General features: G+C 40.0%; 18 protein-coding genes. 11 read left to right on the forward strand and 7 right to left on the reverse strand.

Annotation, left to right across the window (positions count from 1 at the left end; genetic code table 11):
* Nucleotides 1-192 precede the first annotated feature (192 nt).
* Entirely contained in the window at nt 193-876 is a 684-nt protein-coding gene (gene nth / locus QI031_RS03465; RefSeq protein ID WP_281483829.1) for an endonuclease III, read from the reverse strand.
* Nucleotides 852-1,958 carry an RIP metalloprotease RseP gene (gene rseP / locus QI031_RS03470; protein ID WP_281483830.1) on the reverse strand — a complete coding sequence of 369 codons (1,107 nt, stop codon included), beginning with the start codon at nt 1,956-1,958 and terminating at the stop codon, nt 852-854. The genes nth and rseP overlap by 25 nt, the downstream gene beginning before the upstream one ends.
* Before the next feature lie 667 nt (nt 1,959-2,625).
* Here rseP and QI031_RS03475 point away from each other — a divergent pair.
* Nucleotides 2,626-3,297, forward strand: a complete 672-nt coding sequence (locus QI031_RS03475; protein ID WP_281483831.1) for a Nif11-like leader peptide family natural product precursor — start codon at nt 2,626-2,628, stop codon at nt 3,295-3,297.
* Nucleotides 3,298-3,661: 364 nt separating this feature from the next.
* Nucleotides 3,662-4,045: a nuclear transport factor 2 family protein gene (locus tag QI031_RS03480; RefSeq protein ID WP_281483832.1), complete on the forward strand. Its 384-nt coding sequence runs from the start codon at nt 3,662-3,664 to the stop codon at nt 4,043-4,045.
* 325 nt (nt 4,046-4,370) lie between these two features.
* On the opposite strand, the gene QI031_RS03485 is transcribed toward QI031_RS03480, so the two are convergent.
* The 3 genes from QI031_RS03485 to QI031_RS03495 all read right to left on the reverse strand — a co-directional run bounded on the left by QI031_RS03485 (nt 4,371) and on the right by QI031_RS03495 (nt 6,765).
* Nucleotides 4,371-5,957 carry a glucose-6-phosphate isomerase gene (locus tag QI031_RS03485; protein WP_281483833.1) on the reverse strand — a complete coding sequence of 529 codons (1,587 nt, stop codon included), beginning with the start codon at nt 5,955-5,957 and terminating at the stop codon, nt 4,371-4,373.
* Between the two features lie 113 nt (nt 5,958-6,070).
* The gene (locus QI031_RS03490; protein WP_281483834.1) at nt 6,071-6,328 is read right to left on the reverse strand and encodes a cytotoxic translational repressor of toxin-antitoxin stability system; all 258 of its coding nucleotides are present in this window, start codon (nt 6,326-6,328) and stop codon (nt 6,071-6,073) included.
* A gap of 239 nt (nt 6,329-6,567) precedes the next feature.
* The gene (locus QI031_RS03495; protein WP_281483835.1) at nt 6,568-6,765 is read right to left on the reverse strand and encodes a hypothetical protein; all 198 of its coding nucleotides are present in this window, start codon (nt 6,763-6,765) and stop codon (nt 6,568-6,570) included.
* Between the two features lie 235 nt (nt 6,766-7,000).
* Between QI031_RS03495 and QI031_RS03500 the strand changes: the two genes are divergently transcribed.
* The 4 genes from QI031_RS03500 (at nt 7,001) to QI031_RS03515 (ending at nt 12,003) form a co-directional block, all read left to right on the forward strand.
* Entirely contained in the window at nt 7,001-8,134 is a 1,134-nt protein-coding gene (locus QI031_RS03500) for a branched-chain amino acid ABC transporter permease (protein ID WP_281483836.1), read from the forward strand.
* Complete coding sequence (locus QI031_RS03505; protein WP_281483837.1) at nt 8,124-8,897, forward strand: ABC transporter ATP-binding protein; 774 nt, start codon at nt 8,124-8,126, stop codon at nt 8,895-8,897. Before QI031_RS03500 ends, QI031_RS03505 begins: the two co-directional genes overlap by 11 nt.
* Nucleotides 8,898-9,066: 169 nt before the next feature.
* Nucleotides 9,067-9,936 (forward strand): substrate-binding domain-containing protein, encoded by an 870-nt coding sequence (locus QI031_RS03510; RefSeq protein WP_281483838.1) that lies wholly within the window; start codon nt 9,067-9,069, stop codon nt 9,934-9,936.
* Nucleotides 9,937-10,095: 159 nt separating this feature from the next.
* A complete protein-coding gene (locus QI031_RS03515; RefSeq protein ID WP_281483839.1) occupies nt 10,096-12,003 on the forward strand; it encodes a sensor histidine kinase in 1,908 nt (635 codons plus the stop codon).
* A gap of 94 nt (nt 12,004-12,097) precedes the next feature.
* Here QI031_RS03515 and QI031_RS03520 read toward each other — a convergent pair whose 3' ends face one another.
* Entirely contained in the window at nt 12,098-14,143 is a 2,046-nt protein-coding gene (locus QI031_RS03520; RefSeq protein WP_281483840.1) for an elongation factor G, read from the reverse strand.
* A 278-nt stretch (nt 14,144-14,421) separates the two neighbouring features.
* Here QI031_RS03520 and QI031_RS03525 point away from each other — a divergent pair, with 278 nt between their 5' ends.
* The 5 genes from QI031_RS03525 to QI031_RS03545 all read left to right on the forward strand — a co-directional run bounded on the left by QI031_RS03525 (nt 14,422) and on the right by QI031_RS03545 (nt 20,864).
* Entirely contained in the window at nt 14,422-15,438 is a 1,017-nt protein-coding gene (locus QI031_RS03525; protein ID WP_281483841.1) for a tetratricopeptide repeat protein, read from the forward strand.
* Nucleotides 15,439-15,528: 90 nt separating this feature from the next.
* A complete protein-coding gene (locus tag QI031_RS03530) occupies nt 15,529-16,077 on the forward strand; it encodes a phosphate-starvation-inducible PsiE family protein (RefSeq protein WP_281483842.1) in 549 nt (182 codons plus the stop codon).
* Nucleotides 16,078-16,272: 195 nt separating this feature from the next.
* Entirely contained in the window at nt 16,273-17,487 is a 1,215-nt protein-coding gene (locus tag QI031_RS03535; protein ID WP_281483843.1) for a glycosyltransferase family 4 protein, read from the forward strand.
* Nucleotides 17,488-17,883: 396 nt separating this feature from the next.
* Complete coding sequence (locus QI031_RS03540) at nt 17,884-18,171, forward strand: hypothetical protein (protein WP_281483844.1); 288 nt, start codon at nt 17,884-17,886, stop codon at nt 18,169-18,171.
* 1,532 nt (nt 18,172-19,703) lie between these two features.
* A complete protein-coding gene (locus tag QI031_RS03545) occupies nt 19,704-20,864 on the forward strand; it encodes a helix-turn-helix domain-containing protein (RefSeq protein ID WP_281483845.1) in 1,161 nt (386 codons plus the stop codon).
* A 27-nt stretch (nt 20,865-20,891) separates the two neighbouring features.
* On the opposite strand, the gene QI031_RS03550 is transcribed toward QI031_RS03545, so the two are convergent.
* Entirely contained in the window at nt 20,892-21,077 is a 186-nt protein-coding gene (locus QI031_RS03550) for a DUF4278 domain-containing protein (RefSeq protein ID WP_281483846.1), read from the reverse strand.
* Between the last annotated feature and the right edge of the window lie 254 nt (nt 21,078-21,331).

Consider the following 21,331-nt stretch of genomic DNA (forward strand, 5'->3'; position numbering starts at 1 on the left):
CTTAAATTTAGACAGCATTTTCTATTCTACAACGCCCTATCAATTCTAGGGCTACTTTTGTCGTCAATACCCCATGCCCTATACCCTATCAGCACTAGTAGTCTGCCAAGGGAACTTTGCTAAGTTAATGGGAAAAAAGTCCGGTTCTTTTCTCCCCCTGCCTCCCCTGCCTCCCCTGCTTGTCTCCACCCGTCATTTTTGAGTTGACAGACCACTAGGACATAAATCAGCAAGTTGACACGCTTCACAATTGGGAGACCGTGCTTTACAGATAGCACGACCATGATAAATTAGCCGAATCGACCAATTTTCCCAATCTGTTTGCGGTAACAACTCCATTAAATCTTTTTCTATGCGAGTTGGGTCTGGATTTTCAGTTAAACCCAAACGTTGGCTGAGGCGCTTAACATGAGTGTCTACGGTTACGCCAGCATTAATGCCATAAGCATGAGCTAAGACTACATTGGCTGTTTTGCGCGCCACACCAGGAAGTTGCAACAACTGTGGCATTTGGTTGGGTACAACAGAGTCAAACTCAGCAACAATCATGCGACACGCCGCTTGAATATTTTTCGCTTTATTGCGATAAAACCCTGTAGAACGTACCAAGTTTTCTAATTCTACTAAATCAGCGATCGCCAAACTAGCTGCATCGGGAAACCGAGCAAACAAAGCTGGTGTGACTTTATTTACTCGTTCATCTGTACACTGAGCAGAAAGAATAGTAGCCACCAGCAGTTGCACTGGTGTTGAGTAGTTCAAAGAGCAAACTGCATCTGGATAAAGATGCTTTAGGCGAACTAGAATTTCTAGTACCCGTTGCTTCTTGGATAGTGATTTAGGCGTGGTACTCACTGAAACAATTTTTGTACCCATTCCAACTGACTAGTAAGCTGGGTGGTTTCTTTAACAATCAGAAAAATTCCCAGTCCTAACAGTAGCATTAAACCTGTTTGCATGACACCTTCTTGGACGCGGGTGGGTAAAGGCTTACCACGCACACCTTCAATCAGCAAAAACGCCAGTTGTCCGCCATCCAAAGCTGGTAGAGGCAAAATATTGATGATTGCCAAGTTAATGCTGATTAAAGCCGCAAAGAAAAATAAACTACCCGTATCATTTTGGGCAATACTGGAACCGATTTGCACAATTTTAATCGGCCCTGCTACTTGGCCAGCCGTTTCGCCAAAGTTGGTAACTAGCTGCCCAAAGCCTTTAAATGTCATCGTAATGATGCGCTGAAATTCTACTGCACCCTTGTTTAAGGCTTTCAGCGGGTTAGTAACGGGATGACGCTCTACTTTGACGTTGGGAGAAAGTCCAACACCGACACTACCTTCACCATTGGCTTTAGCTTCGGGAACTACATTCAAAGATAACTTTTGGTCGCCACGAGCAATTTCTAATTTAACTGGCTTACCTGCATTCGTTTTAATGATTTCCCTTAAAGCTTCTAATTCTTGCGGCGATGTACCAAATTTTGTTTGATTAGCAGCTAAAATCACATCTCCTTTTTCAATACCTGCTTTTTGGGCTACAGAACTAACATCTGGTGCTAGCTGTTGGATTAAAACTCCTGGTTGAGGTAGGCTGGTTTGTGGTATACCAATAAAGCCAATCTGGGCTACTAAAAGGAAGTAAGCAAATATTAAATTTGCGATTACTCCAGCACTGATGACGATCGCCCGATCTAAAATCGGCCGATTACGCAGCAGGTTCGGGTCATTGGGTGGAATATCACTATCTGGGTCATCGTCGGGAAAGCCAACAAAGCCACCCAAAGGAAAGGCGCGGATAGCATATTCGGTTTGTGATCCTTGGTACTTCCAAAGAATTGGGCCAAACCCTAAAGAAAAACGGTTAACGTGAATACCTTGAGAACGGGCTGCAATAAAATGTCCCAGCTCGTGTACCAAGATCAGAACAGCCAAGACTGCGATCGCTGCTAAAACTGACATAGAGCAAATTTAGTGAAAATATTAAGCTATCTAACTTATCTCTATTTTAAGATGTGCGACAAGCATAGTATTGGTCTTGACTCGTCCAAATTAAACATTTTTGCACTTTGTTTAAGTTTTTTATAAATTTATTGTAATTTTTTACACTAATCACTAAGTGTAATTAGTCTTACTTTTGAGACGGTTTACTAGTCAAATTAGGATAATATATTTAGTTTCTTTTTTTACTGCTGTCTATTTCCAAAATTATTCAGGTGCGATCGCTAGATCAAAGGCTGTCTAATTCAATGAATACCATTTCTTTAGGAAGCTGCGCCAAATTTCCTTTGCTTTTTATTTTTTTCTTCTTTGTGTACTTTGCGGTAGCCTACGGCAAGCCGCATTGCGTCTACATTCCTCATATAGTTAAGTGCGTTGTACCTTCATATAGAACTGGTATAAGGATATAACAAAGAAAAAAAGCGATCGCAGCAGGCGATCGTTAACTCAGTATACCGATTTTACTTAAGTTTAAAATTTACAAAACTTTTATACTTAATTACTGTGTAACTTCATTTACATAAGATAGTATATCCAGTACTGTCGAAGAACTCACTTTATACTGACTACACTGATATTTATTAATGGTTAGGCTCTACTAAGTTAGAGACTATAAGAGAGATGACTTATGTATTATCAGCTGTGGAATTTTTTCTTGAAAGAAGACCAGTATCTTTTCTGGAAAGAGAAGATAAAATTTAACAAAAAGTCTGATAAATTGACTTGGCAAAACATTATCGATTTTTTGGGATTAATAGAACAAACCTTTTTATTAAAAAGTCAATTAGGAAAAACTAATACTATTGAGCAATTTATCAAGTTATCTACAGAAAATGGTTATAACTTCACCGCAGAGGAACTTGCTTGGTTTATAACTACAAGGAAACAGATTTGGGATCTTTTTGATTTAGCACAAAAAACCCCATCTCTTAAAGAACAATTACTAACAGCCAAAAGTCCGCAGGGTTTTATTAAAATAGCTACTGAAAATGGCTATGATTTTTCTGTAGAAGAGTTAGCTTGGCTCTTAACTGAAATTAAGGCATCTCCCAAACTAGTCTCTATAAATAACAGTGTTGGGGAGATTCTAACAGTATCAAATTACGGCAGAATTGAAACAGGATATTGGATTTGGCTAGCAGAATATTGGGGAATTGTACCACCATTTTGTCATTGTCATCAGCTAGGTACTTTATTTTCTCAATATATGGACAATCCTTTTCTGCCTGATCGCTGTTTTTTACCTAAAAGTTACTTTAATCAACGTTTCTTAAGTCGAGTATATAGTAATCCGGTTTGATTCGGTGAATTTATTTGTGTAGGTAGGGAACAGGAAACAGGAAACAGGGAACAGTTAAGAAGGGGTAGATATGTACTGAATCGTGTTCCTTAATCAAATAGGAGTCCTATAGTACTAATTCGTAATTCGTACCTCGACTTCGCTCGGCAACCTAATTCGTAATTCGTAATTAAGATGCACTTCAAAAAGGGCTAATACAGGTGCTTTCTGTTCGCTACCATTGGTCACAAGTTAAGACTGTGAGGCGGTTGTCAAGAGAGTTTGAATCACTCAATTATTTGTCTTAACTGAGTTTCACATAATTTTGTTGAGAACAAATCATTCTAGTCATACACTACAAACAACCATAGCTTATCGCCCCTTTATGCCAGATAATTCTTCGCCAAAAATCGAACTGCTGCGCGCGGCCTACGCAGCTTTCAACGCACGAGACATCGATGCCGCCCTCGCCATCATGACTCCTGACGTGGCTTGGCCAAAAGCGTTCAAAGGTGGTTTTGTCCATAGCCCTCAGGAAGTCCGCGCTTATTGGACAGAGCAATGGAACGAGATCAACCCGCATGTGGAACCAACTTCCTTTCACTCAGAAGATGACGGGCGTGTTTTGGTCAATGTGCATCAGGTCGTGCGCGACTTGGCGGGGAATCTTCTCGCCGATGAGTATGTTGGCCATCGCTTCACCATCGAGCATGGTCTGATCCGAAGCATGGAAGTTTGTCCACTTCCATCATCCAGCCAAAACACCTGACCACGCGTTGCTGCGTCACCTTCTTACCCCCTGCGTCTGCAACCAAGCGATCGCTTGCTTCGTGGCCGCTGCTAGTCGCTCAATTATTTATCTTGACTAAGTTTCACATAATTTTGTTGGGAACAAATCGTTCTAGTAAACCAGTACAATAATGATATTTATGCTCAAACGATCTATTGACAAAATTCACTTACTTTTAATTTGTTCTCAATGGTCTGCTACTCTTTTTATGAAAGAAAACATAAAGTAAAGCATCCTAGATTGAACATCCAGTTTCAATTATCAGGATGCTTTACAGTAAAAAACTTGAACAAATTGTGATGTATTAGCTAGCAGAAACTTTCAAACTACTAGGTTGACCTAGATCACCATGAAAAACCACACCGCGATGATTGGCGTACAGATGACGCAGAATCTTGTAAATTGGTTCAACTTGGTCAGCAGCACCTGCTTTCTCGGCGACTTCTTCTAAAGACAGAGCAGTTTTTTCTTTTTGCAGTACTGCTACTACTCGTGTTTGTAAATCAAGAATGGCGGCTGCGGCTTTTTTACCAGCTTCCACCCCTGGTTGATGGTAAGCGTTGATATTTACTAAGCTGGCATACAAACCAACAGCGCGTTCATACAAAGCAATTAATGCCCCGACAGTCCGGGGATTGACTTGGGGAATAGTGACTGTAATTGAATCGCGATGATTTTCGTAAAGTGCTTGTCGAGTTCCTTGCAGAAAACCAGAAAGAAAATCGCCCGATGTAACTCCTGGCTCTATTTCTGGCGAGGGACTATTGCGATCTTCCAAAACTTCAATTAGGGTAGCAAAGAAATTTGGGACACCTTCACGCAACTGCTGGACGTAAGCGTGTTGATCTGTAGAACCTTTATTACCATAAACAGCGATGCCTTGATAGACAGTATTGCCGTCTAAGTCCTTTTCTTTACCCAAGGACTCCATTACTAGCTGTTGCAAATAGCGACTGAACAACAGTAGGCTATCCTTGTACGGCAGGACAACCATGTCTTTTTCACCCCGTCCATTACCAGAAAAATACCAAGCCAAAGCCAATAAAGCAGCAGGATTATTTTTCAAGTCTTGAACGCGGGTAGCGTCATCCATTTCTTTTGCACCATCTAGCATGGCGCGAACATCAATACCCTGCAATGCTGCTGGTACTAAACCCACAGCAGACATTTCGGAAGTGCGTCCTCCCACCCAGTCATACATGGGGAACCTAGCTAGCCAGCCTTCAGCTTGTGCTATTTTATCTAAATTGCTATCAACGCTGGTAATCGCTACAGCATATTTGGCAAAATCTAAATTATGTCCAGCGTAAGCTTTTTTGACTTCAATCATGCCATTGCGGGGTTCTGGCGTGCCTCCAGATTTGGAGATGACTAGAACCAAGGTGCTAGCAAGGCTATTTCGTAGATGATTGAGAATGCGATCAATACCTGCGGGGTCGCTATTGTCGATAAAGTGAATTTTCAGAGGTGGAAAATCTGGGGAAAGGGCTTCTGCGACAAATTGAGGTCCTAAAGCAGAACCACCAATGCCAATGGAAATTATATCGGTAAAACGACTGGCTTTAGGAGGATGAATAGCACCTGTTTGGACTTTTTCAGCAAAGGCTTCAATATTTTCTAGAGTTTGGACAATTTCTTGTGTAAGTTCTGGAGTGGGTGCTAAATCAGGATTTCGCAACCAGTAATGGCCAACCATGCGGTCTTCATCGGGGTTAGCGATCGCACCCTTTTCTAATTGGGTCATATCCGCAAACGCCTTGTCAAACTTCGGCAGCAACGACTCCACGAAAGCGTCATCAAAACGCATCCGACTTACATCTAAGTAAAGTCCTAATCCCTCGTGGAAATATAACCAATTTTGGTATCGTTGCCAAAGTGCCGTTGCATCCATAAGGGAAATCTCAAATAAAGTGTTTTTCCAAAATAAGTTTAATGTAAGGATAGAGCGATCCCTGCCTAGCCTTATACAGTTTACAGTTTTAAGTGTTGGTCAAACTCTTCACTTTAAACATCTGGCATAGGTATGACCCGCAGAAATTTGACAATTTCGCCTCTAATCTCTATACCGACAAGATAATCATCTATAGTAAAACGATGAAAAATCCTGCCACTATCCAACTGCCGTAATTCTGGCAGACTATGCAAAAGTCCCTTTTCAGCAAACTCAAAAAAGACAAAATCATATACCCGCTGGTAGGCAGCTGGCTCTAAACTCTTCAGGTCTACTAAAAAAGACCTGGCATAGCGCACTTCCAGACTCATACCGTTTCACTTTAAAGTTGATACAAATAGGCAGCAAGGGAGCAGGGAGCAGAGAGCAGGGGGCATACTTCGACTGCGCCCTTCTCCTGTCAAAGATGCTGCGCGCTAAGCGTAGCTATGCCGCAGGCTTCACGACTACGCTCAGGACAAGCTCAGTAACCAGGGGAAAGAATTAAAGACCAATCATCTGTTTCAAATATTTCGTGAAATGGTATCACTAGGCTTTACCTTAACCAAAATCAGAAAAACATTAATACTTGTATCGCTTCTTCACGGGTTAAGATATCCCACGGTTGCTGCGATTGTTTAACTTGTTGTATGGCATCAAGCATATAAGAGTCACAATGTAAAGCGTGGAGAGCATTCCAACCACTTTCGAGTTCTTCATCACCCAACTGCTCGATTAAGTGATGAATCCTAATTCGCAACAAATTCATAATTTTGATTGATAATATTACCCAAAACTCAAAAATATTATTCCCAGAAAATGGCAATGGGTAACTAAACAGGGAGCAGAGGAGCAGGGGGAGCAGGGGGAGCAGAGGAGCAGGGGAGGCAGGGGAGGCAGGGGGAGCAGGGGGAGCAGGGGGAGCAGGGGGAGGCAGGGGAGGCAGGGGGAGCAGGGGGAGTAGGGAAAATAAATAACAACTGACAACTGACAACTGACTAAACATGACTGACTATCTAATCTTTCTAGCAATTTCTACGGCAATTTTTGCCCTGTTCGGTTTGGGACTCAACTTACAGTGGGGTTTTACAGGGTTAATTAACTTTGGTCATATTGCTTTTATGACCCTAGGGGCTTATACAACGGTATTGTTAAGCTTCAAAGGTGTTCCCCTATTTATTTCAGCAGTGATTGGGGCAATAGTCGCGGCTTTGTTGGGTTTGATCATTGGTTTTGCAACTCTGCGCTTGCGGGAGGATTATTTGGCAATTGTCACCATCGGCACAGGAGAATTAATTCGTTTGGTGGTAAATAACCAGGAATTACCTGTGGGTGACATTTGGATATCAGGAGCGTTTGGGGTACAAAGTTATCGTATACCCTTATCTACAGAGCCGAATCTGTTTTTTAGACTAGGGATGATTGGACTGTTGACGCTGTTGGTTGTGGTAACTTTATTGGCATTGTGGCGCTGGATTCGGACTGCTCAAAAATCTTTGGTTGCTGATTTCGCTCACAAAATAAGTAGTAAGCAAGAATTAGCCACACGTTTGGGTGTAGGTATTGTATTTGCTCTTTTGACGATCGCCATTTATATTTCTGGAGTTATCGGCCTGTACAATTACAATCCAAAAGCGGGTTTAATGCTGTTGGCACTTTTGACATTAGCTTTTGTATTTTGGCGCTTAGAAGTTTTAGTGCGATCGCCTTGGGGTAGAGTCCTCAAAGCTATCCGTGAGGACGAAGAAATACCCAAAGCAATGGGGAAAAACGTTTTTTGGTACAAAATGCAATCGCTGATGCTTGGCGGGGCGATCGCAGGGGTTGCTGGTGCTTTTTTTGCTTGGCAACTTAGCGCCATTTATCCTGACAATTTTCAACCACAGCTAACTTTTGACGCTTGGATTATGGTGACTTTAGGTGGTTCTGGCAATAATATCGGCACAATTTTAGGTGCAGTAATTTACTTTGCTTACGATGCCCTCACTAGAGAAGTATTACCAAAATTTGTCCCTCTTGATGAAGCGCGTCTGGGTGCATTTCGCATTATGGTAATTGGTTTAATTTTGATGGTACTGATGATTTGGCGACCTCAAGGTATCTTAGGGAAAAAGGAGGAACTCACCCTTGGAAAATAACTCACTTCCTCTATTGGTAGCAACTGGACTTTGCAAAAGCTTTGGTGGGATTAAAGCAGTTCATGACGCAAGAATTGAAGTTGCCAAAGGTAGTATTACTGGCTTAATTGGCCCCAATGGTGCTGGTAAAACTACTTTATTTAATTTACTCTCTAACTTCATTCGCTCAGATAAAGGACGAGTAATTTTTGACGGCGAACCCATCCAACATTTACAACCATACCAAATCGCCCAGCAGGGAATAGTCCGCACCTTTCAAGTTGCTAGGACTCTCTCGCGGTTGTCGGTGTTAGAAAATATGCTATTGGCAGCACAAAAACAAACAGGTGAGAATTTTTGGCAGGTGCAGTTACAGCCGCATGTTGTCGCTAAAGAAGAAAAGCAATTAACAGAACAGGCGATGTTTTTGTTAGAATCCGTGGGATTAGCCCAAAAAGCCCACGAATATGCCGGTGGTTTATCTGGTGGACAACGCAAACTGCTAGAAATGGGAAGGGCGTTGATGACTAATCCGAAGTTAATTTTATTAGATGAACCCGCCGCGGGGGTAAATCCTAGATTGATTGATGATATATGCGATCGCATTGTCACCTGGAACCGCCGGGATGGCATGACATTTTTAATTATTGAACACAATATGGATGTGATTATGTCCTTGTGCGATCGTGTTTGGGTATTAGCAGAAGGGCAGAATTTGGCTGACGGTAATCCAGCAGAAATTCAAAACAATCAAAAGGTTCTAGAAGCCTATTTGGGAAAATAATTTGTGAAATAACAATATATTTATAAAATAATTAAAACCGTAAATACCCGGCTTTTCAAAAAAGTCGGGTATTTTGTTGCTTACAGTTACATTTTATGATTATTCGGGAATATTAAGTTATAAAAGCTTAAAAGCAATATTGAATTTTTGATATTTGGATACTTAACTTATGAAAAAGATTGCTAATTCCATGATTATCGGTATCCTCCTTTTGGGGCTTTGCAGTTGCAATTCAGTTAAATCGACTGATTTGAAAAATTCTAACTCAGTTACTAGCCTAAGCAAGTCTCAAGCTAAAGCAGTTATCAAAGTAGGTGGTTCTAGTTCAACGGTAACTGTTTTAAAACTTTTAGCACAAGCTTATCAATCCCAAAATAAAAATATCGAAATTGAGTTTGTTTCCAATGGTCAATCGGAAGGAGCGATCGCAGCCCTCAAAAACGATATTATCGACATCGCTGGTAGCAGTCACAAACTCAAACCAGAAGAAGATAACGGTCAAATTCAATATCGAGAAATTGCACAAGATTTATTACTTGTTGCTACTAACAATAGTGTTAAAGGTGTTAGCAACCTCTCCACTAAACAATTAAAAGCAATTTATCAAGGTGACATTACAAATTGGCAGGAATTAGGCGGTGCTGATGCAAAAATTGTAGTTTTGGATAGACCCGAAGATGAATCAGCGAAAAAGTTATTGCGAAAATATTATTTAGGAGAAGAGAAAACCACAACTAAAGCTGTGATTTTGAACAAAGAGGGAGAATTAATTGAAACCTTACAAAATACTCCTAACTCCATCGGCGCTTTCTCTTTGGCTTATTCTCTAATCAATAAATTGCCTATTAATCATCTCAGTCTCAATGGTGTTGCTCCTAAAGCGCAAAACTTTGCCAGTGGTCAATATCAAATGGTGCGTCATATAGGTATTCTCTGGGACAAAACACCTTCAACATCTACTCAGGGTTTTATTGATTTTATTGCAAGCAAAGAAGGTGAAACAGTACTACAAAATAATGGTTTTGTCCCTACCAAATAAATTAACAATTTTGTAATTAATTATATTAGCGCAGCGGTAGCGAGTCCGCGAGGGTCATTAAGAATTACTGGTTAATATGTCATGCGTAAATTTTTCAGGAGTCTGAAACTCATCCAAAAAATTGTTCTACCATTGCTTGCAGTTTGTTTGAGTGTATTCATGCTGGGCTTATTAATATTAGGAAATTGGTTCACCGATAGTTTGCAGCAGAATTTCCGTCAAGAAATTGGAAGTTTTGCTGAACGAGTTGCTCAAGATTTCCAGGATGAACAGCAAACTCTAGAAACGGAAATCGAACTAATTACTAATCGAGATATGCTGAGTCAGGCTGTTAAACAGCGCGATCAAGGTTTGTTGTTGCAAATATTACTACCACTCAAATCTGTTTTGAAATTGGATTGGATTAAAGTAATTGATACTCAAGGAAATATCCTTGTGGATTTACGAAACGGCTCTTTTCATCAAGCCAATTTATTAGACAAAGTAATTACTAGTACTGCTATTAAAGGAGCACATTTAGTAGATTTGGTAGATGTAGAAGGTGGAGAACAAGTTCTACAAGTGGCCACAAATGGGATTAAATCATCAGCAGGAGTTTTGGGAGGAATTGTCATTGGTAACTTAGTAGATGATATCTTACTACAACAAATTGCTGCGGGTTCTTCCAAACACCTAATTATCCATAGACAAAATAGTATAGTTGCAACAACCTTGTCAGCAGCCAAAGTAGGAAATTGGCAATTTCCTCGTTCTGAGTCACCTGCTGAACAAATAACTATTAATAACAAAAAATACTTAGCCAAAAGTATCACATTTACAGGAGCAAGTCAGTCTTTAACAATTACAGTGTTGTATCCCATCTCGCTGTTAGAGGTTGCTCAACATAAGTTATGGAAGCACTTAGGGCTGTTATTTTTGTTGGGAAGCAGTATTGTGGCAGTTATTGGTTTTTTAATTGCACAAACAATTACTCGTCATCTGCAAGCTGTTACAAAAGTTGCACAACGAGTCACCCAAGAATCGAATTTTGATCTCCAAGCTCCCGTAACGACTCAAGACGAAGTAGGAATCTTAGCTATTTCTTTTAATCAATTAATTCAACAGGTAAAACAACTATTAGCAGAACAATATCAAGTAAACCAAAAGCTAGAAATTTATAGTCAAACACTAGAAGAAAAAGTAGAAGAACGAACACAAGCGCTGCGGAAAAAAAATACCGCTCTTAGCCAAACTTTACAAGAACTCAGGCGTACCCAGTCCCAATTAATTCAAAACGAAAAAATGTCTTCTTTGGGACAGTTGATTGCTGGCATTGCCCATGAAATCAATAACCCAGTTAATTTCATCTACGGTAATCTCAAGTACACTGATGATTACACTCAACAGTTAATGCAGTTACTTGAACTTTATCAGAAACATTACCCTTCGCCAGAACCAGAAATTCAAAATGCCCAAAAAGAAGCTGATATTGCATATTTAACAGAAGATTTGCCGAAAATTTTGACTTCTATGAAGATTGGAGCTAGTCGCATCCGGGAAATTGTCCTCAGTTTGCGAATCTTCTCTCGTTTGGATGAAGCCGAGTTTAAAACTACTGATATCCATGAAGGGATTGATAGTACCCTATTAATTTTGCAACACCGAATCAAATCCCAAAACGCTCGCCCCCAAATCACAATAATCAAAGAGTATGGTGATATTCCTAAAGTCCAGTGCTTTGCAGGACAATTGAACCAGGTATTTATGAACATCTTGGCCAATGCCATCGATGCTTTAGAAGAGGCTTTTCAAAAAGGGCTTTGTCCAGAACCGATAATTAGTATTTCTTCAGCCCAAGTGGATGGAAATCTCTTTATTCATATTGCTGATAATGGTATAGGGATTCCAGAAGCAATCCAGTCTCATTTATTTGATCCCTTTTTCACTACAAAACCAGTTGGTAAAGGTACTGGTATGGGATTATCAATTAGCTATCAAATTATTACTGAAAAACATGATGGTTCGTTACGTTGCATTTCATCACCGGGACAGGGTGCAAAGTTTGTAATTGCCATCCCTATTCGATAAGGTGAAGCTGATTATTGTAAGTTTAGGGACACCCACAAAAGATGTCCCTAAATAGAAATTTAAGAGGATGTTAGATTCAGTCTAAAATCTAGAACTACTTACCGTTGGTGTTATTACCATTTCCATTACTCGTAAGGACGCGTTCAGCAAGTTTTTCCGGTACTTCCTGGAGATGATCATATACCCAATGGAAGGAACCAACACCAAGAGTAAGCGATCGCAACTCCACAATAAAGTTTTGCATTTCTGCTTGAGGCAAGTATGCAGCTACATTATCCCAGCCTTGCCAATCATTTCTCCCTTCATAGCCCAAAATTTGCCCACGTCTGCCACTCACAAGTTGCAATACTTTAGAGGTAAATTCGCTGGGTGTTGTTACCTCCACCCGCAGAATTGGTTCTAGAAGGGTAGGTTGCGCCTTGGGTATTCCCGTTTGCATAGCTAATCGGGCAGCTTGTCTAAAGGCTTGTTCAGAACTATCAACGCTGTGGTAAGAACCATTGGTTAATGTTACTGCTACATCTACCATTGGAAAGCCCAAAGGCCCGTGTGTAAGAAACTCCCGCACACCCATTTCCACGCCAGGAATGTACTGTTTAGGAACTACACCACCGACAATGGTTTCATTAAAGTTAAAGCCTGTACCTCGCGGCAAAGGTTGAATGTCAAGAAAAACATCACCAAACTGCCCATGACCACCGCTTTGGTGTTTATAGCGCCCATGTACCGCAGCCACAGTTTTGCGGATAGTTTCTTTGTAAGGCACTTGTGGCAAGTGGGTCGTCATTGGCAAATTATACTTACGGCGCAGTCTATCTAAGGCGACTTGTAAATGAATTTCGCCTTGACCCCAAAGAATTACTTCGTGGGTATCACCGTGTTGTTCCCAAGCCAAAGCAGGATCTTCTTCTAAGAGTTTGGTAATGGCGCTGCTGAGTTTAACTTCATCGTTGCGCTTTTCTGGTGTAATAGCAAGGGCATACACTGGTTCTAACTGTTCAGCTTTGGATAGTTCCTGAACTTGCTTTTCTGTAGAGATGGTATCCCCGGTCTTAATTCCCTCTAAACGACTGACTGCAACAATTTCACCAGCCCCGACTTCATTCACTAACTGCTGTTGTTGTCCCATGAGACGGTAAATTCCACCAGCGCGAATGCCATTGAGGACGATACCATCAGTTAATTTGCCCCGCCAAATCCGCACTAAAGAAAGTTTGCCACCTTGGGGAGTGTAATAAGTTTTTAGTACTTGGGCTAAAGATGTATTGTCTTTGATGTTCTTTAAGCGGCGTTCGGCTGTGGTTTCTGGTTCGGGTGCTTCTCGTTGCAGGGCTTCTAATAGAGGTCTTACACCATAATCTTGTTCTGCCACACCAAAGAAAACGGGTACTACCAAATCAGCCCCTAATTCTAATTTTAAATCGTTGAGAATTTCTTCTTGGGGTGGTTCGATGTCTTCTAAAAGTTCTTCCAATAAGTGGTCGTCAAAATCTGCCAAAGCTTCGAGCATTTCTGCCCGTGCTTGATGTTCTTCTGCTTTTAAACTTTCGGGGAAGGGAATCGGGTCAGCAGGTGCGCCCGAATGATATTGATATGCTTGTTCGCTCACCATGTCGATAAAGCCGGTCAGCTGTTCCCCATTCATAATGGGATATTGGTGTGCTACTAAAGGACGGCTGGATACTGCTTTGAGGGCGTGTAACGTTTCTAAAACGTGAATATTCGCCCGATCCATTTTGTTAACAAAGACGATGTGAGGAATTTCCCAATCGTCTAGGAATTTAAATAAAGGGGCTAGGGTGAGGACACGATCGCGTATGGGTTCGCAAACTACAATTACTGCATCCACTCCCATTAAAGCATTGTACGTTTCTTGGACAAATTCCACAGAACCCGGACAATCTATAAAAGTAAAGCGAGTACCATTAAATTCGGTACTCGCTGCACTCACCTCCACGCTCATCTGGCGATCGCGTGATTCTCCGGCACTATCTCCAACTGTGTTACCATCCTTAACATTGCCCTTGCGCGAAATTGTCCCTGTGACAAATAACAAGCTTTCTAGTAAAGTAGTTTTTCCACTTAAATAAGGGCCAACAATTGCAACATTCCGCGAACCCGATTTTACTTTTTCGTTCATAAAACCTCCCTTGCGGTAAATTACTCTTAACCGCATGATTCTGTGTGTTTTAGGGATTAATAGTTCTGCTGGAGGAAGAATTATTCCTCCCTTAATTTGTCATTATCCTCTCTTTAATCGAAAGTAAAAAAAATTGTAGCCTGTCGTAAGATTTAGCTTAAGAAAAATTAAGTACCACAAACTTTAATAGAGAAACCAAACATTTTGTAAAGGCATTCTTTATAACCAAACCTTTTATGAAGTAAACGTAACTCAAACTGTTGCTAGCCCAAAAATCTATGAGATTATCACTCAATAAATATTCCCTAGCAGAAATAGTGAGCTTGATATTAATAACTGGCAGCATACTCTCACTCTCTCCTCCTGCCTCCCCTGCCTCCCCTGCCCCCCGGTCACTGAGCGAAGTCGAAGTGCTGCCCCCCTGCCCCCTGCCCCCTGCCCCCTGGTTACTGAGCGCAGTCGAAGTATGCCCCCTGCCTCTTCTAGCACAATCGAACGCTCAAAATGCCACAGAGTTATTAAATCAAGGATTACAGTTAATCCAGGCGGGAAGGGCGCAAGATGCGATCGCAGTTTTTCAACAAGCAACTAAACTAGATCCCAATTTAGCCGCTGCTCATTACAATTTAGGACTAGCATTGCGCCAAACAGGGCAATTAAAGCCAGCGGCTGATGCATTTTATCAGGCCACCCAATCAGATCCTAATTTTTCTTTAGCCTTTGCCAATTTAGGCGGAACGCTATTAGAAGCAAATAATTTACAACAGGCAAATGATTACTTACAGCGAGCATTACAACTTGATCCTAAACTAGGTTTTGCCCACTATAATTTGGGGTTAGTACGAGAACAGCAACGAGAATGGGGACAAGCGATCGCTGCTTTTAAAAAAGCAATGGAATATAGTAAGAATGCCCCAGAACCTCCCTATCATATCGGGTTGTGTTATCTCCAACAGGGTAAAATCAATCAAGCAAAAGACGCTTTTAGTCAGGCATTACAAAGAAATCCCAAATATGCAGAAGTTCACTACAATCTGGGAACAATTTGGTTTAGCCAAGGCAAATTACAAGAAGCATTAGAAGCTTTTAGAAAATCAGCTGTAGCTAACTCCAACTACCCTCATGCTTATTATGGAGCCGGGTTAGTTTTTATGCAGCAAAAGCAGTATGCTCAAGCAGCCCAAGTATTACAATATGCCAGAGATTTATATAATGCTCAAGGTAGTCCTCAATGGGCGAAAAATGCCCAACAATTGTTGCAACAAGCACAAAATTTAAATTACAAACCTCGCTGAGGCGCGATCGCTTAATATTGCCTAAAATTAAGATATTGGGTGGACTGGCAGGTGTGGTGTGAACTTGTCCCAATTGAAATGGAAACTGACATGCAAAAGCGCTTCAAAAGTCGATTTTTATTTGGCGATCGCTGGCTTGATCGGCATTCAATTGTTCGCAACATGGAGGCTTTCCAAGACTTAATTGTGATTGTCCTATGTTTAATTTTGTTTGCCGTCATGGTGATCCAATTGTGGGGAATATTAATTGCTCTCGTGCAGCCGTTAGACTTTCAAGAAGTAACTGCAAAAATACTCTTTGTATTGATTTTGGTAGAGTTATTTCGACTTCTGATGGTTTACTTACAGGAACATAGTATTGCTGTGGGAGTAGCAGTAGAAATAGCAATTGTATCTGTACTCAGAGAAGTAGTCGTTCACGGGGCATTAGAAATTTCAGGGATGCAGACGGCAGCAATTTGTGGCTTATTGTTGATTTTAGGTGCATTGCTGGTGGTGTATGCTAAAACCCCACACATGGATTGTATAAGTGCTAACACCAAGTATTGCCCTATTGTCCAGCCAGGAAACAGAGAACAGCAAAACGAGTTAGAGTTCCAATATTCACGTTACTATGACGAAGATCAACCTCGTGCATAAGTAAATAGACAGCAATTCTGTGACTAGATCAACTAAGCCACGAGTAGCAAATTGGAACATCTATTATTTAATACCAATTCTGTGTGAAGCCGCACAGAATTGGTATAAGGGATATTAGTGATGACATCAAGCACTAACTAAAGGCATGGTATATGTATCATCATTTGACTTAGTGTTATTCCTGATATCCGCTGTATGAATATTTTAATGCTATCTTCTACTTTTCCCTATCCACCAACGCGAGGGGGAACTCAAGTCAGGACATTTAATTTACTCAAATATTTGAGTCAAAGTCATGCTATTACCCTTGTGACTCAACATGAAAGCGATGTAACACAAACAGAAATCTCAGGATTAAGGGAATGTGTAGATCAACTAGTTGTATTTGAACGTCCTGCCGATTCTCAAGAAACTACAGGAATACTGAAGAAGATACAGCGTTTTAATACATTCTTACAACAAGGTACACCGCCAAGTGTACTTAATCGTTATTCAACTGAAATGCAAGAGTGGGTTAGTAACTTCGTCGAGGCGAAGAAATGTGATGTGATCACCTGCGAACATAGCGTGAATGAAATTTATGTACCAGCACACTTCCAAAAGCATCTGAAAACCGTAGTTAATATTCATAGTTCTGTCTACGGTACTTGTCGTAATCAGCTAGCAACTGGTACTTCTGAAAATACATTGCGAGACAAAATTAATTTACCGCTTTTACGTCGCTATGAGCAAAGATATTGCTCTAAATTTTCCAAAATTGTCGTGACAACGCAAGAAGATCAAATTCAACTACAAGCGTTTAGTCCTAACAGTGAAATTACAGTTATTCCTAATGGTGTAGATTTAGTTTCATTTCCCTATCGTACTACTGATCCGGGGGGAAACCGCTTAGTTTTTATTGGCGCTATGGATAATTTAGCTAACATTGATGCTGTTTGCTTTTTCAGCAGCCAAATTTTACCAGAAATCCAAAAAATATATCCTGATACAACTTTCGATATTGTCGGTTCTCGTCCTGCACCAGAAGTTTTAGCACTGCAACACCAACCAGGAATTAATGTAACTGGTAAAGTGCCGTCAATGGTAGAGTATTTACACCAATCAACTGTCTGTATTGTACCGATGCGAACAGGATTTGGGATTAAAAATAAAACTCTAGAAGCAATGGCAGCTGGTATACCCTTAGTAGCAAGCGATCGCGGTTTAGAAGGACTAGTCGTAGACGGTAATAATATATCATTACGGGCATTACGAGCAAATGAACCAGCAGAGTATATTTGCGCTATTAGTCAACTATTTGATAGTCCACAATTGCGTTCTGAATTATCTCGCAAAGCTAGACAACTTGTAGAAACAGAGTTCACTTGGGATATTGCTGGAAAACGTTACGAACAAGTTTGTCTGGGATAAAATGATTAAGCAAAAATAAATACATTCGTCAAGATAGAGTATAAAACAGGACTTACGCAAGCCCAAATCGTCATTGCGACCGAAACGAAGTGTAGGGAAGCAATCGCAGGATTTTTGCTATTACGTCGCTATCGCTCGTAATGACGAAATTGCGTTAGTTTTGCGTAAGTCCCATAAAACATAGAAATTAGATTAGATTACTGTACATAACCTAACCTAAAATTTGAGTTTAAAAATACCTTTAAGCTCATCTCACCCCTGGAAGGGGCGGGATTTCGTGTCAGTGGTCAGGGGTCAATACTCAGTTTTTTTGCTACTCACCACACTTCGGCTACGCTCAGTGCATCGCTGACTACTGACACCTGACGGGGACGGGGCGACTATTACAGACCCTCCTTGTTCGCGTCAGCGTCTCTGAAAGAGAAGAAGTGGGTAGTGCGATCGCCTTTTGACTACTGTTGCATCGAAGGCACTGCAAAAATTCTGCTGGATATAGGCACACGTAAATCTGGTTTATTAGGATTTGAGATAGTATTAGCAGATGATGCATCATTAGTAACTTCAGAAAAGATGGTTTTGTTACTATTGGTAAAAATAGGAGAATTAACTAATTGGGATGATTCTATTGTACTAATTATGGGAGATATATCAGAAGCTATAGGACTAATAACAGTATTAGTTTGATCGGTGTTTGATGCTGGTACAGTCTGAGCCTGGGACGGAGAAATATTGAATGCAGAGATTGTTGCTAATGTCAGCGCTAGCAAGGAATAACAGTATTGATTCATTTTAATTTATCAAATTTTTGAGCTTTGGGCTTTAATTAAGTTGTGTTATATTTTTTTGAGAGCCTCAGATTCCAACTTCTCACAAAAGTCGAAAACCTTGTATAAATAACAACGCAACTATTAAAAATATACATATACTTTTATCGAATAAAAAAGAGAAAAATTACGGATTTTTTAATTCGATATGATTTAGCTAGTTAATTATTTGATGAGTAGATTCAATGAAACAAACTACAAAAAATATAAACTCTTGATAAATTGCAAAATTCAAATATCTGTACAGAAAAAGGAGTGATGAATTTGGTGAGATATCATCAAACCCATTACTCCTGATACATTGTGCGTTGATAAGCTGTTATGCTTGAGTTACATTACAACAAACTAGTACTTAACTTGTCCTCTCACTAAAGATACTAATTTTTGTTAAATATTTTCGTTATTCTTTACACGTTTATTTGTTGTTGTTCTTACTATAGATAGTTAAGTGATTTCTAGTAGTTCACCAACCCAATATTGCTGTGTAGACCTAGCAGGAGTGAAGGGGGTAGGGCGCAAGGAGAGAATCTTTCTCCTCTGCTCCCTGCCACGAAGCCTGCCACCACGCAAAGTTCTCTTGGCAGATTACTAATAGGACATACTACTAGCCAAGAAAATACCAATACTGACGAGTTTCAATACTTCGACAAGCTACTTCGGCTAAACTCAGGCTAGACTCAGTACAAGTCAGTATAACGCTTTGCTCAACTCTCGACCTTCCGTTGGTTTCGACTTTGCTCAACTAACGGCTGCGGTAAATTCATTAATGGAATTTATCTAATTAAATAGTAGCTATAGAAATCCGGTTTGATTTGGTGAAATTACTTGCGTGGTGCGCGTTCGCAAAGCGTCTCGCACAGAAGCGCAGCGCAAGCGCGATAGGCGGGGAATAAGGAACAGGGAACAAGGCTCTTTGAGGTGTACTGAATTTTTTCAAAAATCAAATATGAGTCCTAATATTAATTCAAGAATGCATACATAAGTAGGAATATTGCCTGTTTCATCAACTTTGTTAATCTCTCTTTGTTAGTAAATCAAAAACTAATGAACAGGTAAATTACTCAAGAGCGATCGCTAGGTTGACTGAATTTTACATTTCTTTAGAAACAACCCTGGAAATTAGTTTATTTTACTACTAAGGGTAGAAGTATTATCTAGCAAAAATGCTTATTATTTACTTTGGTCAAGGAATTTTTATCCAAAAATTCAATAATTAGCCAATATACTCAAAAATATGTGTATTTAGAAAGTACCGTTGGGCAGCAGTTGCAGCTTATTAAAAGTTTCATTACATAGTGGCAACAGCCTCAGAGCTTGGGTAACTCCTCTAAAAATTTGACACACTGTAATTTTTTTTGCTCAACCTCTGCAAGCTAGTAGTGGTAATTTAAGGTGAACATAGAACAATTTATCCAGCGCACAGAAGCATTACACAGAAGTTTGGCAGATTTATACCAAACAGCTAGTGTCTTACCTTGGATTCCGCCGGATATGCTACCACAAGCTTTTAAAGAACTATATGGCACTTCAAAGATACTACAGTTAGCGGCCGAAGAACTTTATCAACAAAATGAAGAACTTGTACAAACACGAAATCTGCTAGAAGCAGAACGCCAATATTACCAAGATTTATTCGAGTTCGCACCAGATGGCTATTTAGTTACAAATGCGGAAGGAATTATCCGAGAGGTTAATCTAAGTGCAGCTAAGTTGCTCAATATTTCCAGACAGTCTTTAATAGGCAAACCAATGAGCAACTTTGTCCTTTTCCAAGAAAGACATTGTTTTCGTAGTGAACTTAATCAGTTATCGCAATCTGACAGAAGGCGAGAGTTAGTAGTGCGCTTTCGGCAAGGACATGGCGATTTTTTTACCGCAGCTTTAACAGTGACAGCATTTCGCAATCAACATGGCAGAGTCAGTTCTCTACGCTGGCTATTACGTAACATTGATGAACGTCAGAAAATAGAAGGGCTAATCAAGAGTGATATAGATCTTAGTCAAGATCGTCCTATATTTAAACATTCAAAAGGAGAAACTATTCCTCTAAACCCATTAATGATCTGGTATGTTCATCAGGGGTTAGTTAAACTCAGTACCTTTTTTGAAACAGGCGAAGAAGCATTAATTGGATTAGCTAAAACGCAAATGGTTTTTGGCTCTAATATGACTTCTTTACCAATTTACCAAGCAACAGCCTTAACGGATGTCGAATTAGTCTCAATTTATGTAACAGAAATGACTGTTAATCCAATATTGAACCGTATTTTATTACCGAAAATCAATCAGCGATTACAGCAAACTGAATCATTTTTAGTCATATCTGGAAGACGACGAGTAGAAGATCGTTTACATCATTTATTAGAACTTTTAAAACGAGAAGTTGGTGAACCTGTTGTAGGTGGAACTCGCTTTAGTGTTCGTTTTACTCATGAAGATATTGCTAGTGCCTGTTGCACTACGAGAGTGACAATTACAAGATTGATGGGTAAACTACAACAACAAGGTTTAATTAGTTTTGATACCAAAAAACATATAGTCTTGAAAGACTGAATTATGCTGCGATCGCTTCATTAAATTTCATTGCCAAATAGTATAACTCGTACCACGATACTTTAATTCTATTGGTAACTTCAATTGATGCGTAACTGTGGATGGCTGCACTTTAAATTTAGCACCACGATAGCAGCCAATATATGAGTTTGTAGCAGCTTTAACATCTGTATAGTTCAATTCGTAACTAGCAGCCCGATAAGTTAGTTGCATAATTGCCTCCTTTTAGGAAGTATCTAATCTTGACATTCCTATTTATAAATTAAAGGCAAATAAGAGTAGATACAAAAAAGTTAAGGATTTCTCTAAACTTAACTTTTAATTATAAATTAATTATTTGACTGTAAAATATCTAGTTTTTATACATTAATCTAGCAATTAATTTGATTAATAAACATATTTGCGTAGGGAGGGAACACTTCGGCTACGCTCAGTGCATCGCAGGAAAAAAGAGATTTAGGGGTATA

This window comes from Halotia branconii CENA392, assembly GCF_029953635.1.
Taxonomy (GTDB): Bacteria; Cyanobacteriota; Cyanobacteriia; order Cyanobacteriales; family Nostocaceae; genus Halotia; species Halotia branconii.

Coding starts and splice junctions, on each gene's coding strand:
- nth (WP_281483829.1), bottom strand. CDS start 876: ATGGGTACAAAAATTGTTTCAGTGAGTACCACGCCTAAATCACTATCC.
- rseP (WP_281483830.1), bottom strand. CDS start 1,958: ATGTCAGTTTTAGCAGCGATCGCAGTCTTGGCTGTTCTGATCTTGGTA.
- QI031_RS03475 (WP_281483831.1), top strand. CDS start 2,626: ATGTATTATCAGCTGTGGAATTTTTTCTTGAAAGAAGACCAGTATCTT.
- QI031_RS03480 (WP_281483832.1), top strand. CDS start 3,662: ATGCCAGATAATTCTTCGCCAAAAATCGAACTGCTGCGCGCGGCCTAC.
- QI031_RS03485 (WP_281483833.1), bottom strand. CDS start 5,957: ATGGATGCAACGGCACTTTGGCAACGATACCAAAATTGGTTATATTTC.
- QI031_RS03490 (WP_281483834.1), bottom strand. CDS start 6,328: ATGAGTCTGGAAGTGCGCTATGCCAGGTCTTTTTTAGTAGACCTGAAG.
- QI031_RS03495 (WP_281483835.1), bottom strand. CDS start 6,765: ATGAATTTGTTGCGAATTAGGATTCATCACTTAATCGAGCAGTTGGGT.
- QI031_RS03500 (WP_281483836.1), top strand. CDS start 7,001: ATGACTGACTATCTAATCTTTCTAGCAATTTCTACGGCAATTTTTGCC.
- QI031_RS03510 (WP_281483838.1), top strand. CDS start 9,067: ATGAAAAAGATTGCTAATTCCATGATTATCGGTATCCTCCTTTTGGGG.
- QI031_RS03515 (WP_281483839.1), top strand. CDS start 10,096: ATGCTGGGCTTATTAATATTAGGAAATTGGTTCACCGATAGTTTGCAG.
- QI031_RS03520 (WP_281483840.1), bottom strand. CDS start 14,143: ATGAACGAAAAAGTAAAATCGGGTTCGCGGAATGTTGCAATTGTTGGC.
- QI031_RS03525 (WP_281483841.1), top strand. CDS start 14,422: ATGAGATTATCACTCAATAAATATTCCCTAGCAGAAATAGTGAGCTTG.
- QI031_RS03530 (WP_281483842.1), top strand. CDS start 15,529: ATGCAAAAGCGCTTCAAAAGTCGATTTTTATTTGGCGATCGCTGGCTT.
- QI031_RS03535 (WP_281483843.1), top strand. CDS start 16,273: ATGAATATTTTAATGCTATCTTCTACTTTTCCCTATCCACCAACGCGA.
- QI031_RS03550 (WP_281483846.1), bottom strand. CDS start 21,077: ATGCAACTAACTTATCGGGCTGCTAGTTACGAATTGAACTATACAGAT.